Source organism: Pedobacter sp. GR22-10, from assembly GCF_026239715.1.
Classification (GTDB): Bacteria; Bacteroidota; Bacteroidia; order Sphingobacteriales; family Sphingobacteriaceae; genus Pedobacter.
Map to the genome: position 1 here is coordinate 485,579 of NZ_JAPIVR010000001.1, position 14,021 is coordinate 499,599.

A 14,021-nucleotide genomic window follows, 5' to 3' on the forward strand; every position below is an offset into this window, starting at 1 on the left:
AAAAAAGAGCACAGATTTTATCTTTGAGCTTTACTATGAAATGCAGCATTATGAATCTCTAATTTATGAAAAAAATTATTTTCTTTCTTTTACTATTTGTTTCAGCTGAGTTATTTGCCCAGCATGAAAAATCACCACGATCAACCTATCCGGGTTTATTTGAGGCTGTTCAGCTTTCCAGGATCTATGCTGACGGGAAATCTTTTCCTGATGCGATTCCTAAAGCTGAGCCTTCGGTAATTATGAAAGCTTACCTTGCTCAAAGAAACAGCAAAGATTTTAACCTGAAAAGCTTTGTGGACGCACATTTTAATCTACCTGAAAGTCATACTGCTTTATACCAGTCGGATATCAAAGCGGGCATTGAAAAACATCTGGATACTTTGTGGACTGTGCTGCAGCGGAATCCTGATACCGTTTCTGCCTATCAAACCTCATTACTGCCATTGCCAAAGCCCTATCTGGTGCCGGGAGGACGATTCCGTGAAGTGTATTACTGGGATTCTTACTTTACCATGCTGGGATTAAAAGAGGCCGGTAAAACGAAACTGATCAAAGATATGGTTGATAACTTTGCTTACCTGATCAATACCTATGGTTTTATCCCCAATGGAAACCGGAGTTATTACCTTACCCGTTCGCAGCCACCTTTTTTTGCGGCTATGGTGCAATTACTTTGTCAGGACAATCCGCAAGTGAAACTGAGCGAATACAAAAATGCTTTGGAAAAGGAGTACCAGTTCTGGATGAAGGGTGCTGACCAGCTGAAACCGGGAAAAGCAATTAATCATGTAGTCAGACTTAATGATGGAACGCTATTAAACCGTTATTATGATGCTGATGATCAGCCCAGAGAAGAATCATACCTGGAAGATGCTGAAGCAGCCAGGTCAACCAAACAAAACCCAGCCACCTTCCTACGGCACGTGCGATCTGCTGCAGAGTCTGGATGGGATTTTAGCAGCCGCTGGTTTGCTGATGGCTTAAGTTTTAGCCAGATCATCACTACCGATCTTTTACCGGTTGATTTAAATACATTGATGTATCATTTAGAAAGTACAATTGCAGCAGCCAATAAAGAGGCAGGGGATACAAAAAAAGCTAATTTGTTTTCTGCTATCGCCAAGAAGCGTAAAGCCGCAATATTGAAATATTTTTGGAATGCACAACAAAACTTCTTTACAGATTATAACTGGAAAAATAAAAGCTTCTCTAAGCAGTTAACTTTAGCAGCTGCCTTTCCATTGTATTTTAAGCTTGCTACAGCTACTCAGGCCAAAGCGGTATCAGAAAAACTGGAAAAGGATTTCCTGAAGCCTGGTGGATTAATCACTACATTAAAAACCACCAGGCAGCAATGGGATGCACCGAACGCCTGGGCACCCCTGCAATGGGTGAGTATACAAGGATTACATCATTATGGTTATCATAAACTAGCTGATACAATAAGCAATAGATGGGTGAACCTGAATATTTCGGTTTTTAAGGAAACCGGTAAACTGATGGAAAAATATAATGTGGTCGAATCAAAAAGTAAAGGTGGTGGTGGTGGAGAATATCCCTTACAGGATGGATTCGGCTGGACCAATGGTGTGTTGCTTAAACTTTTAAAAAGATAATATTATCGGATAAACATTTTAATGCTTTTGCCCTTTATTCACGTTAAAAAGATGTAGAATTTGGGGGAAAAGCGCATCCATATATTCTTCCACGCCATTTTTAGATCCTGGAAAAGTTAATACTAAAGTGTTACCGATAAAGCCGGCCACGCCCCGTGATAACATGGCATAAGGCATGCGTTCCTGCCCATACTTTCTGGCAGTTTCCATAATTCCCTCAATTTTGCGTTCAATGAGCGGACTAATGGCCTCAGGAGTCACATCCCGAGGTGATAAGCCTGTTCCTCCGGTAAAGATAAGTAAGCTAATGTTATTGTCTGTCAGTTTTTTAGCCGTATCTTGGATATCTTCCAATACATCGGGCACAATGGTATAGGTTTCTGTATCAATGCCCAATTGCGCCAGTCGGTTAATAATGGCCTTGCCCGAAGCATCTTCAGCAGTTTTTTCAAAAACGGAATCGGAACACACCACTATTGCAGCCTTAATTTCAGGGAACTTCAGTTTTTTTAAATCTGACTTGCCTCCCAACTTTTTAAGCAGACGGATATTTTGAATCTCTACGCCCTTGTCAATCGGCTTCAGCATATCGTACATGGTTAATGCGGTAACCGAAGCACCATGCATGGCTTCAACTTCTACCCCGGTTTTATAAACGGTATGGACTTCTACTGTAATCAGGATGGTTAAATCTACCACTTCATAGGTAATAGACGTAAATTCAATCGGAAGGGGATGGCAATCCGGAATCACATCACTGGTTTTTTTTACGCCAAATAATCCGGCAGCGCGGGCAAATTCAAAAACATCTCCTTTAGGGATTTTTCTTTGCACAATGGCATCAATTGTTTCTTGTTTTGAAACTTTTACCGTAGCCGTGGCTATGGCAATCCTTAAGGAATTTGATTTTTTAGTAATATTTACCATCTTAAATGTTTTCTTTCCATTGGTGGGTTTCGTCTTCGAATATTTCTTTGCCCCAGATCGGGAGTTCAGCCTTAATGCGCTCTACCAATTCATTGCAAGCTTCCATAGCAGGTTTACGGTGAGCGGAAGAGGTAAAGACAAATAAACAGATTTCGCCTGCCTGTATTGAACCTAAACTGTGGTGCACATGCATGCAGTTGAGCGGGTACTTAGCAAAAATATCTTCTCTAATCTCATCCATTTTGGTAAGTGCCAATTCTTCGTAGGCCGTGTAATCAATAGCGGCTACAAATTTGCCATTTATTTCATCCTTTCTTACCTGCCCCATAAAAATGTTATGACCACCAATAGCTGTTTTTGTGGCATGCTTGGCAATGCTTTCAGCTATAAACGAAGGGCTTATCGCCCCGTTCACAAAGATGTTTTTTATTTTCTTTTCACTCATTTTATCTTTTTAGAAAATGATTTCTCCATTTTGCAATGCCCCCCTTTAAGCTATAAATTTTCTTTGTATCGCCATATTTGTCCTGAAGCAATTCTGCAGCGGCAACACTTCTGATGCCATGCTGGCAAAGCAATACAATGCTTTCTGCATCAATATTGTTTTGCATAAAGGTATTAAATTCAGACATTGGTACTTGCAGAAACACATCCTGATCCAATATGGGAAATTCATGTTTTTCCCTTACATCAATTAACAAGGCCAAATCTTGCTCCCTCAACAGTAGCATTTGTGTAAGGTCTATTTCTTCGTAGGCAGGTGCAATAAAATGCGATCGGTTATCTTCCATTAATAAAAAGTCAGCTTTGCTTTTGGGTAAAACATAATCATTACCTACAGAAATATTTAAAGTATATTGTGTTTGGTCGAGCAAATTGTAATGAAGCAAGGTATTAATCAGCGGCTGGCCAACTCCGGCAATCAGTTTAATGGCTTCTGCTGCAGCCATTGTACCCATAATTCCAGGGAGCACACCCAATATGCCATTCTCGGCGCAGTTTTGAATTTCACCAGGTGCAGGCGGAATAGGGAAGATGTCGCGGTAATTGGTTGCAATACCCTGTTTATCTTTTACATTAAAAATGGCGAGCTGGCCCTCATAACCAGATACAGCTGCAAAAATTAATGGCTTTTGGAGCAATGCGCAGGCATCGTTAATGAGGTATCTCGAATCGAAATTGTCGGTGCTATCGATCACGATATCATAGTGTTCTATAACGCTGAATATATTGCTTTTATCCAGCCGAAGTGAATGTTCTACAATAGAAATTTCCGGATTCATTAACCGCAATCTTTCCGCAGCAACTTTTACCTTAGGCTGGCCGAGGTCTTCTGTAGTGAAAAGAATTTGCCTATGCAGATTGGAAAGTGAAATAGTGTCATTATCCACTATTCCGATTGTGCCGATACCGGCTGCGGCAAGATACTGTATTATCGGACAGCCCAAACCACCCGCTCCAACTACCAGTATGCTTGAATTGATAAGTTTGTTTTGTGCTATAGCTCCAAAGCCTTTTAAAACCAGTTGCCTGCTGTAACGTTCATGATCCATCACGTATTAACCTCCAGAAAATGGTGGCATAATGGCCACTTTATCTTCGTTTTTAAGGGATTGATTGGACTGTATCACATTTTGATTAATGGCCAGTTTGTATTTCATTCCTGCCAACTGCGGAAATGATGTTTCCAGGTAGCTTTTAAGCTGATCAGTGTTTATAACATCCGAAATTTCGATTTGCTGTTGCCTGATAAATTCAGAAATTTTACCAAAACTGATGATCTCTAATTTCATATCAATTTACTTTATGAATACTTATTTTATTCAGGCCTTTTACAAACCTTCTGCCCGTTGCTACATCAGTTGTCGCAATCATGGCAATATTACCTTTCTCAGCTTTTTCAGGATCAGCAATGAAATCGGTTAAAATTAAAATGTTGTTTTCTGATTTTGCGTTGAAAACCTCATTCCATGAAAAAACCACTTTATAGTTATCGGTAGCAGAACAAACCAGGTAATATTCACTTAATTTTTTAGGCGATGATTCATTAATCTCCACCTGACTTAAAATCTCTTTCAAAGGTACGCCTTTAATATTTTTAATGCTGCTTTTTCGCTGCAAGAGGTGATTTAAAATACTTATGCTGTCAATACTAACTTTTTTATAATTGGAAAGTGAAGCCAGATTGATGGTTAGCTTTTGCTTTACATCGCCTTCAATTGTAAATTGTTTGCTTTCCTGTGCCTGGATCTTCATGCCACATAAAATAAAAATGGCAAATAAGTATTTAATCATTTTGGTAAAAATATTGGTTTAAGGTGAGTTATTCGGTAGCAATAGTACGATTACTTTTTCTCCAGCCATGAAATGCTGCTGATCTTCTTTCAAACGAATGAGGCAATTTGAATGCGTAAATGAACTCAATCGAAATGACTCTTGTGCATTTAGCGGCTTTGCTTTACCATTTGAATAAATTCCTTTCAAAAAGTGGGTTAAACCAGGGGACTTTTCGTAATCACTTTCTAGTTCTGCTTCTACCTCAGCCACACTGTTTGGCAAATTTGATAAAACCTTAATGGCTGGTAAAACATAATTGTAATAACAGCTTAATACAGAAGATGGATTTCCGGGCAAGCCAAAAACAAGTTTATGGTTTTGCGTGCCGAAAAACAGGGGTTTACCTGGCTTCTGTTTAATTTTATGGAATTTTGGTGTTATCCCACATTGTTCGGCAGCAGCAATGACAAAATCATAATCACCAACACTTACGCCTCCGGTTAAAAGCACAACATCACTTTGATGTAGTGCTACCTGCAGTGTTTCTGTAAGTGATTCCAGGTTATCATTAACCCAAAGCACTTCAATGTGCTGAATGCCTTCCAGTTTTAACGCTGCAGATAAGGAATAAGAATTAGATTCGTAAACCTGACCAAATGCCAGTGGTTCTCCGGGTTGTTGTAACTCATTTCCAGTAAGCACAATGGTTACTTTTGGCATAGGAAAAACTTCAACCGCACTGATGCCAATTCCGGCCAGAAAGCCTATTGCAGCAGGTGTGAGTAAACTTCCAATCTGCATGGCTAATGCTCCGGCTTTAATTTCAGCACCTTTTTCCCGCACATTTAAACCTTTAGCCATTTTAGGATCTTCCACAGTGATCTGCCTTGCAGTTCGGCTTACTTTTTCCTGCATCACCACGGTATCTGCGCCTTCGGGTAATGGGGCACCAGTAAAAATCCGGCTGGTTTCACCATTGGTAATAATGATGGATTGTGTGGCTCCGGCAGCCATTTCTCCAACCAGCGTATAGGTTTTTAATGCTGACTCAAACTTTATCGCATAGCCATCCATTGATGACTGCCTGAATGCAGGAATATCAACCGAGGCATAAACATCTGCAGCTAGAATATGCCCCAGGGTATCTTGTAATGGGATTTTTTGTGGATCTAAAATGGTAATATTATCAAGAATAATTTGTTTTGCCTGGTCTACCGTAATCATTTTACCCTCCAATTGTGATCATACTTCGATTATTAATGGTGTCTGCATCTAACGATTCAAAATGTGAAATGAGTTGACCACCGAGCGCTTCCTTCTTATCCCAAATGGAGGCCATAATTAAAGGAAGCACGTCTTCATCGTTTCTCAGGGCCGTTAGTAAATCCGTTTCACCGTTAGAAAACAAGCAATTCTTTAATTTTCCATCGGCAGTTAGTCGCATTCTATTGCAGGTACTGCAGAAGGGAGCCGTCATGGTGCTGATGATGGCGAAAGAACCTTCATGGCCAGGAATCATAAAATGTTTAGCCGTATCATGTGGAGCACCTTCAACAGGTAATACCGTAAAGTCTTTTTCAACCATTGTTAAAATTTCCTGAAGGGAGAACATTTTATTGCTGGTCCATTTGTTGCCAGTAAAGGGCATAAATTCAATAAACCGAATCTGTATGGGATTGTGTTTTGTCCAGGCAATAAAATCTTTAATTTCGCCATCGTTGAGTCCTTTCATCACTACCATGTTAATTTTAACGGCAATTTTTTCCTGTAAAAGTAACTCAATATTGCTGCGTACCTGGTGAAAAACATCACGGCGGGTAATCATGAAAAACTTCTCTGCCTGAAGCGTATCCAGGCTAATATTGACGGTTTTTATTCCGGCTTCTTTTAATACGGGAAGCATTTCGGCAATCCGGGTTCCATTGGTGGTGATAACCAGCTCAACAGGGAGTTTGCCTAATGCCGAAATAATGGCAGCAGCATCCTTCCTTACCAATGGCTCGCCACCGGTTAGCCTGATTTTTTTTACGCCCTGATTAACAAAGATGGTGGCCAGTCTGATAATTTCATCCGTTTGCATCAACCTGGAAGCAGGTGTAAAATCATACTCTTCTTCGGGCATGCAATAAAAACAGCGGAAGTTACAGTTATCCGTTAAAGATATCCGCAAGTAATCATGTACTCTTCCAAACGAATCTGCTATCATTATTGCTTAATTAAATTATCGTAATCGGTTTCGGTATCAATATCTACATTACCCATCGCAAATGCAATTGTTTCTACATCATTATCGTGTAATTTTAGCATTGATTTAGCACCATTATTTCCGGTTAAGGATAAAAGCTGAGGGAAGTATTGTTTATTGAACAGCACAGGTGTACCAGTTGTTTTGGCATAAGTGCTTGCAACGATACCTTTTTTTGTGCTGATTTGTTTCTGTTTTAATGCGCTGAAAATCTCAGCTGTGATAAATGCCTGATCCGAAACGGCTATCATTATGTTTTCGATCAGTGGTGATTTTTTGATGAGTGCTGCTACTCCAACAGCAATGCTGGATGACATCCCTGCCGACCAGTTTTCATTAATCACAAAGTTCACTTCAGCAGATAATTTTTCCTGAATTTCATTTGCATAAGCGCCAAGCACTACAATGATCGGTTGAAAAGAAGTTTGCAACGCGGCATTAATAGTCTGTTCAATAAGTGTTTTTTGTTTAAATACCAGTAACTGCTTCGGTCGGCCTAACCGGCTTGAATTTCCTGCTGCCAGGATCACGATACCTGTATGCATCAATTGTTTTTATTTTCATAAACGTGAATAGGAGCAGTTTTTTCTTTCAGTCTGCCTGCGGAGGCACCCGATAAAACAGCCTTGATTTCAGCTACAATCGAAATGGCAATTTCTTCAGCTGTTTCTGCACCAATATCCAGACCAACCGGACCATGAACCCTGGATTGATTTTCAGTGGTATTCTGGTTAAGTTCATCCAGCATTCTGACTAATTTCTTTTTAGGACCTAAGGAACCAATATATGGCGCATTGGTTGATAGAAGGAGGTGTAACAACTCCAGGTCGTAATTGTAATTGTGGGTCATTAATACAAAAGCGGTATGATCGTCTATCGTAATCTGTGATAAAAGTTGCCCAGGTTTGGTGACTAAAATCTGATTGGCTTTGGGAAAGCGCTGACTCGTGGCATGGGTGGGGCGTCCATCGGCAATGGTGACGTTCCAGCCCAGTACATCTGCAATATTGGCGAGTGGTTGTGCATCATTCCCTGCACCCGCAATAATTAGCGCAATGGGTGGACTGATAAATTCCAGAAATGCAGTAATTAGTTCTTGACCTACTTTATAATCTAAAAATGTTGATTTTCTTTCAGTCAAAACTTGTTGAAGATCAACAGAAAGTGAAGGGAAATGACCATTTTCATTATGCCTAAATTGACCATGCTGTGTATGGAGCAAGTGCGTGCCAATTTGTTTTTGACCTTCAAGAGAAAATAATACAGCCAAGGCTGCATTTTCGCGTTTGCTTTCCAGTTCAGTTAAGATGCTGATCGGATTTGCTTGTCTATTATCAAAAATAGGCTCAAAAAGGATGTAAACAATGCCATTGCAACCCAGCTGTACCCCGAATTTTGCATCATCTTCATCCATAGAATCGTAAGTAACCAGTTTATTTTCCTGCTGGTGGATGGCTGTAAGCGCCTTTCTCAAAGCATCACCTTCCAGGCAGCCACCACTAATGGCACCGGTTAACATGCCATCTTCCGTGATCAACATTCTGGCACCAGGCCGGCGATAAGATGATCCTTCTACCTTAACTACTGTTGCCAGCGCTGTTTTTTTTCCATCTTTCCTGGCCTGAGCATGCGCTTTAATAATGTCTGCGATTTCTTTCATCGGGTAATTTTCAGATTAAGCAATTTAACTACTATATTTTGAAATGGATTATTGCTATAAATTAAAAACAATGTTTAGCATCAATGTTTTGATATTTTGAAAAAATTTAATTTTTAGACGATATTTCAACTGCTTTTTAAGCATCACCAAAACCCTTGACCCGATTACCTGTTAATTTAGCTAAATTAGCCGCTCAAAATGGCGTCATTTATTTTGATTCATGAAAAAGACTTTTGCATTCAGAATTTTAATTTTAACACTATTGGTTTGCCTAACTGCTGCTGCACAACTTTCTGCACAGGTATTGCGGATTGCGGTGGCAGCAAATGCGCAGCAACTGATTAAAAGGCTGCAAAAAGATTTCGAGCGAAAAACCGGGATAAAATCGGAGGCTATAGTGGGTGCATCAGGAAAATTAACTGCCCAAATCATGAATGGCGCACCTTACGATATCTTTCTTTCAGCAGATACAGCGTTTCCGGAGCAATTATATGCAAAACAATTCGGATTGCAAGCCCCAAAAATTTATGCATTAGGAAGTTTGATTATTTGCGGCAAAACCGATCTTGATTTAAAAAACTGGCCAAAAATACTATCTGCTCATAAGGCCGGACGAATTGCCATTGCCAATCCAAAAACTGCACCCTATGGAAAAGCTGCGGAAGAGGCACTGGAACATTATCAATTAAAGAGCAAGATCAGCTCCAACTTGGTTTATGCAGAAAGTATTTCGCAAGTAAATACCTATATCCAAACGGGAGCGGTAGAATTAGGTTTTACTACAGAATCCTTTCTATATGAAAACAGTGATCAATCAAAATTGAAATGGGCCAGGGTAGACGCTGAAAGTTATCACACGATCTCTCAAGGTGCCATTTTACTGGCCTATGCGAAAAAAGGAAAGCTTGTGGAAGCGACAAAATTTTTTAATTATCTTTCTTCTGCTTCTGCACAACAAATTATCAGGAAAAGTGGCTATCATTTACCTGTAGTAAAAAAAAGTTAAATGGATTTTGAACCGATTTACCTCAGTTTAAAACTTGCCTTGATTACCACGGCAATACTTCTGTTAATCGGAATTCCGGTTGCTTACTGGCTTTCCGGAAAGAGTACCATGGCAAAAATTATTTTGGAAGCCTTTATCACAATGCCCCTGGTACTGCCACCTTCTGTTTTAGGTTTTTACCTGCTGCTGGCCTTTAGTCCGAATAACGGTTTTGGGAAGTGGCTGCATGAGCATTTAAACCTTCAGCTGGTTTTTTCTTTTCAGGGATTGGTTTTTGCATCTGTTATTTATAGCCTTCCCTTTATGATTAGTCCGGTGAAATCCGCATTCGGACATCTACCTGAAACACTGGCACAGGCTTCTTATACCATGGGTAAAAGCAAATGGCAAACCTTTATTTATGTGCTGCTGCCCAATATAAAGGCATCCATCTATACGGCTGCGGTACTTACATTTGCCCATACACTTGGTGAGTTTGGCGTGGTGCTGATGATTGGAGGAAACATTCCTGGTGTAACAAAAGTGGCTTCCATTGCCATTTATGATGCGGTGGAAACCATGGATTATCAGGCTGCCAATCAGTATGCGCTGATACTGTTTGCCATTACTTTTGCGATCGTACTGGCTGTCTTCATCTTTAATAAAAAAGCAGTCAAAAATCCATTTGAATGATAGAAGTCGATATTAATAAGCGTATAAAAACCTATAAAGGCTGGGAAGATTTAAGGGTGAAAGCCCAATTCGATATTGGAAAAGTTACCCAGATTACCGGACCATCGGGTGCAGGAAAAACAACTTTGCTGAAGATGATTGCCGGATTAATTACCCCCGAAAAAGGAATGATTAAATTTGAGGATACCCTTTGGTTTGATGCTGAAAGGAAGTTTTCGAAAAGAATTCAGGAAAGAAATGTTGGGTTTGTTTTTCAGGATTATGCCTTGTTTCCGAACATGACGGTTGAAGAACAGTTGGCCTATGGCACGTCCGATCAGGCATATATCGGTCAGTTACTGGAGTTGGGTGAGATGGAAGTTTTTCGTCAGCACCTGCCTGCTCAGCTATCAGGTGGTCAACAGCAAAGGCTGGCCATTTTAAGAGCTTTGTCCACAAAACCTGATCTGTTACTGATGGATGAATCTTTTTCAGCGCTTGACAGGGAACTGAAAAGTAAACTGCTCGCTAAACTCCAGGCCTTATTCTTAGTTCAGGGCACAACGGTATTGCTGGTGACACATGACGATGAAATACTTGATCCATCGCCGGCAGTATTTAAAATGGAAGCATAAACTTACCTCAAAGGATCAGAAACTGGTGGTGATCATTAACTGCCAAACATTGGTTTTAGCAGAATTGTCCTCTTCCTTTTGTGCCCATAAGAGGTAGCCGAATTCCATATCTATTTTTTTGTTCCACCGGTAGCCCACAGAAACAGCAGAGCGATTTTGATCAAATATGCTGCCGTTTACATTTTTCTTGTTGATGACATTCAGAAATAATTCATTCTGAAAGCCTGTATAAAAACCTTTACTGAAATCTTCATTTGCCAAGAGCGGAACCTGCACTGCAGTAAAAAAACGGCTCCGTAGTGAAAAATCCGTCTGATCTTGCTGTGTCATGAAACGTTGTTCCAGCCTAAACCTTAGCGTCCATTCTGTACGTCCGGTATTGGCATTAAAAAGATATTGCTGGTAAATCCGGTTTTCGGGATGAAGTATCTTGATTGCTGATTCATCATTTTCCCATTTTCCTAAAAAAGCATAGCCAGCAGCAATAGCATGGTGTTTATTAAAATTATAATTTAAAGCTGTGCGAAGAAGCAATGCTGAAAAACCATTCAACTGATCAGCTGACCTGACTTGCACATCAGCCAGGATGTCAAATTTCTGGCTTACTTGCTGACTGTGGGAAATGAACAGCCACCCGGTATTTTCAGTCTGGGCGGCTGTTTGAAATGCGATCAACAATGGAATGACCATTATCCATAATTTACTAAGGTTCATTTTCTACTATCGGCAAGGCCGCTGATAAAAGTTATATCAGCTCATCAAAATGAATAGGTAATTTATTAATGCGCTTTCCGGTGGCATGATAAATGGCATTTGAAATGGCAGCAGGCATACCTACAAGGCCAATTTCACCAACACCCTTCACGCCAAGTTCATTAATTAGCTCATCATTTTCCTCAGCAAAAATAACCTCAAGCTGGCGGATATCGGCATGAACAGGAAGGTGGTATTCGCCCAGGTTGGCATTGATATATTTACCCAGGTTTTCATCCATAATGGTTTCTTCATGGAGCGCTTTGCTGATTCCCCAAACCATCGATCCATAAACCTGACTTTTAGCTGTTTTAGGATTAATGATCTTTCCTGCCGCAACAGCGGTTACTGCCCGGGTTACGGTAACAGTGCCCAAATCTTTATCCACTTCCACTTCCACAAAAGAGGCACTATGTGTTGCCAGACTGTATTTTTTAAGTTTAAGCAGATGTGGCTTCCCCATATTGGTTGTTTTGATTACCTTGCCTTTATTAAAGGCGATGATATCTTTAAATGATACGGAAATATTCGGATCGTTATTTAAAATAATGTTACCATTGCTGAAAGTCAGCTCCGCGTCTTCAACCTTTTTAAAAGGAGAGTGGGGCATTTCCCTGGCTTTCTTTGCTAATTTTTTTCTGAGTTCCTTTGCTGCGATTACAATGGCTACCCCGGTAGAGGAGGTCATCGCTGAACCACCCTGAAACATCGAAAATGGCTTTTTGCTATCCCCATAGCGGAAATCCACCTCTTCCAGCGGAAGTCCGAGTTCATCTGCTGCAATCTGCGTCATTACCGTAAACGTACCGGTACCAATATCCGTTACTGCATTATTCAGTATCATTTTTCCATCTGCGGTAATCATGGCTTCTACACGCGATGGAAACTGAAAGGCATCCCATATTCCGGTAGCCATGCCATAACCAATCAACTTATTGCCACGTTCCATGCTTCTTGGTTTTGGCGTTCGTTTTTTCCAGCCAAATTGGTCAGCAGCTTCCAGGTAGCAGGCTTTCAGGGCTTTACTGGTATAGGGTTTGCCGGCAGATGGGTCCATTTCTGTATAATTGATTAAGCGTAATTCCAACGGATCGATATTAAGCTTATAGGAAAGTTCATCCATGGTGCACTCAATAGCATGTAGGGCTGTACTTCCGCCAGGTGCACGCATATCCATTGGCGTATAAACATCCAGTGGCACAAGTTCCTGTTCAAATAAGGTATGAGGTGCCGGATAAAGCCGGTGACTCCAGGAGGCAATCGGTTCAAAGTAATCCTCAAATGAAGAGGTTTCGCTCTTCGATGAATGATTCATCGCCGTAAGTTTGCCATCAGTATCGGTTGCAAAGCGCAGGTTTTGTACGGTTGGCGGGCGGTGGGTAAATGAAAACATCTGTTTTCGGTCTAATACCACCCGAACATTGCGTTTGAGGTGCAGTGCCGCCATTACACATAAAAATAACTGGTATTGGGGGCGAAGGCCTGAGCCAAATCCACCACCTACAAATGGTGCCAGTACCCTTACATTTTTATATTTGAGTCCGAAAATGTTGGCTACATACAACTGATTATTAATGGTGCCCTGTGTTTTATCGTAAATGGTGAGTTTACCGTTGCCCTGATAAACGGTTGTGGTGGCGAAAAGTTCAATAGGGTTATGGTGTTCTGTACCGTGGATGTAGGTCGCATCTACTTTCACCTCAGCCTGTTGATAGGCTTTTTCAAAATCGCCTGTTGGTGGTGGTGGAGGTGGTTTCAATGCAGTAGCAAATCCTTTTTTTGCTACTCTTGATTGATCCAGGTGATGCTCCAGACTGGTTTGAAAAGGTTCTTCTTTATATTTAAAAATAACCTGTGTAGCTGCAAAGCGTGCCATTTCAAAACTTTCGGCCACCACTAAGGCAATTGGCTGGCCATTGTATAAAATATTTTCATCATAAAGCGGTTTAAAAACCGTTCCCGGAGGGGCATCCATATCAGTATACTGCAAATCAAACCAAGCCAGCCTGGTCCGGTTTTCATGGGTAAGTACTTCAATCACACCAGGCAGTGCCATTGCTTTACTTACATCAATACTTAAAATTTTTCCTTTGGTGATCGTGCTGTTTACTACATAACCATAAAGTAAATTGTCAACCTCATATTCAGCGGCATATTTGGCTATTCCGGTTACTTTGAGTTTACCTTCTAAACGACTAACTGGCTTACCTACCGTTTTATTTGTATCCATTTCCATGTGTTCTCGTAA

Annotated in this window: 15 protein-coding genes; 4 read left to right on the forward strand and 11 right to left on the reverse strand. The window is 40.6% G+C overall.

Annotation, left to right across the window (positions count from 1 at the left end; translation table 11 throughout):
* The first annotated feature begins 65 nt into the window (after positions 1 to 65).
* Positions 66 to 1,619: an alpha,alpha-trehalase TreF gene (gene treF / locus OQX64_RS01950; RefSeq protein ID WP_265817332.1), complete on the forward strand. Its 1,554-nt coding sequence runs from the start codon at positions 66 to 68 to the stop codon at positions 1,617 to 1,619.
* An 18-nt stretch (positions 1,620 to 1,637) separates the two neighbouring features.
* On the opposite strand, the gene moaCB is transcribed toward treF, so the two are convergent.
* Genes moaCB through OQX64_RS01995 form a run of 9 tightly spaced genes read right to left on the reverse strand, consistent with a single transcriptional unit; the run spans position 1,638 to position 8,728 of the window.
* A complete protein-coding gene (gene moaCB, locus OQX64_RS01955) occupies positions 1,638 to 2,546 on the reverse strand; it encodes a bifunctional molybdenum cofactor biosynthesis protein MoaC/MoaB (RefSeq protein ID WP_265817333.1) in 909 nt (302 codons plus the stop codon).
* Position 2,547: 1 nt separating this feature from the next.
* Positions 2,548 to 2,991, reverse strand: coding sequence for a molybdenum cofactor biosynthesis protein MoaE (locus tag OQX64_RS01960; protein ID WP_265817334.1), 444 nt, complete (start codon positions 2,989 to 2,991; stop codon positions 2,548 to 2,550).
* 1 nt (position 2,992) lies between these two features.
* Positions 2,993 to 4,099: a ThiF family adenylyltransferase gene (locus OQX64_RS01965; protein WP_265817335.1), complete on the reverse strand. Its 1,107-nt coding sequence runs from the start codon at positions 4,097 to 4,099 to the stop codon at positions 2,993 to 2,995.
* Positions 4,100 to 4,105: 6 nt separating this feature from the next.
* A complete protein-coding gene (locus tag OQX64_RS01970) occupies positions 4,106 to 4,339 on the reverse strand; it encodes a MoaD/ThiS family protein (protein WP_088300627.1) in 234 nt (77 codons plus the stop codon).
* A gap of 1 nt (position 4,340) precedes the next feature.
* On the reverse strand, positions 4,341 to 4,841 hold the full coding sequence (locus OQX64_RS01975; RefSeq protein ID WP_265817336.1) for a molybdopterin-binding protein: 501 nt from the start codon (positions 4,839 to 4,841) through the stop codon (positions 4,341 to 4,343).
* A gap of 18 nt (positions 4,842 to 4,859) precedes the next feature.
* The gene (gene glp, locus OQX64_RS01980; RefSeq protein WP_265817338.1) at positions 4,860 to 6,047 is read right to left on the reverse strand and encodes a gephyrin-like molybdotransferase Glp; all 1,188 of its coding nucleotides are present in this window, start codon (positions 6,045 to 6,047) and stop codon (positions 4,860 to 4,862) included.
* 1 nt (position 6,048) lies between these two features.
* Positions 6,049 to 7,029 (reverse strand): GTP 3',8-cyclase MoaA, encoded by a 981-nt coding sequence (gene moaA, locus OQX64_RS01985; RefSeq protein ID WP_265817339.1) that lies wholly within the window; start codon positions 7,027 to 7,029, stop codon positions 6,049 to 6,051.
* Positions 7,029 to 7,613, reverse strand: a complete 585-nt coding sequence (locus OQX64_RS01990) for a nucleotidyltransferase family protein (protein ID WP_265817340.1) — start codon at positions 7,611 to 7,613, stop codon at positions 7,029 to 7,031. Before OQX64_RS01990 ends, moaA begins: the two co-directional genes overlap by 1 nt.
* On the reverse strand, positions 7,613 to 8,728 hold the full coding sequence (locus tag OQX64_RS01995) for an XdhC family protein (protein ID WP_265817341.1): 1,116 nt from the start codon (positions 8,726 to 8,728) through the stop codon (positions 7,613 to 7,615). The genes OQX64_RS01990 and OQX64_RS01995 overlap by 1 nt, the downstream gene beginning before the upstream one ends.
* Positions 8,729 to 8,948: 220 nt before the next feature.
* On the opposite strand from OQX64_RS01995, the gene modA reads away from it, so the two are divergent.
* Genes modA through OQX64_RS02010 form a run of 3 tightly spaced genes read left to right on the forward strand, consistent with a single transcriptional unit; the run spans position 8,949 to position 11,020 of the window.
* Complete coding sequence (gene modA, locus OQX64_RS02000) at positions 8,949 to 9,734, forward strand: molybdate ABC transporter substrate-binding protein (RefSeq protein ID WP_265817342.1); 786 nt, start codon at positions 8,949 to 8,951, stop codon at positions 9,732 to 9,734.
* Positions 9,735 to 10,406, forward strand: coding sequence for a molybdate ABC transporter permease subunit (gene modB / locus OQX64_RS02005; protein ID WP_265817343.1), 672 nt, complete (start codon positions 9,735 to 9,737; stop codon positions 10,404 to 10,406).
* Complete coding sequence (locus OQX64_RS02010; protein WP_265817344.1) at positions 10,403 to 11,020, forward strand: ATP-binding cassette domain-containing protein; 618 nt, start codon at positions 10,403 to 10,405, stop codon at positions 11,018 to 11,020. Before modB ends, OQX64_RS02010 begins: the two co-directional genes overlap by 4 nt.
* 15 nt (positions 11,021 to 11,035) lie before the next feature.
* Here the strand turns inward: OQX64_RS02010 and OQX64_RS02015 are convergent, their stop codons facing one another.
* The gene (locus tag OQX64_RS02015; protein ID WP_265817345.1) at positions 11,036 to 11,734 is read right to left on the reverse strand and encodes a DUF2490 domain-containing protein; all 699 of its coding nucleotides are present in this window, start codon (positions 11,732 to 11,734) and stop codon (positions 11,036 to 11,038) included.
* A gap of 31 nt (positions 11,735 to 11,765) precedes the next feature.
* Complete coding sequence (locus tag OQX64_RS02020; protein ID WP_265817346.1) at positions 11,766 to 14,009, reverse strand: xanthine dehydrogenase family protein molybdopterin-binding subunit; 2,244 nt, start codon at positions 14,007 to 14,009, stop codon at positions 11,766 to 11,768.
* Between the last annotated feature and the right edge of the window lie 12 nt (positions 14,010 to 14,021).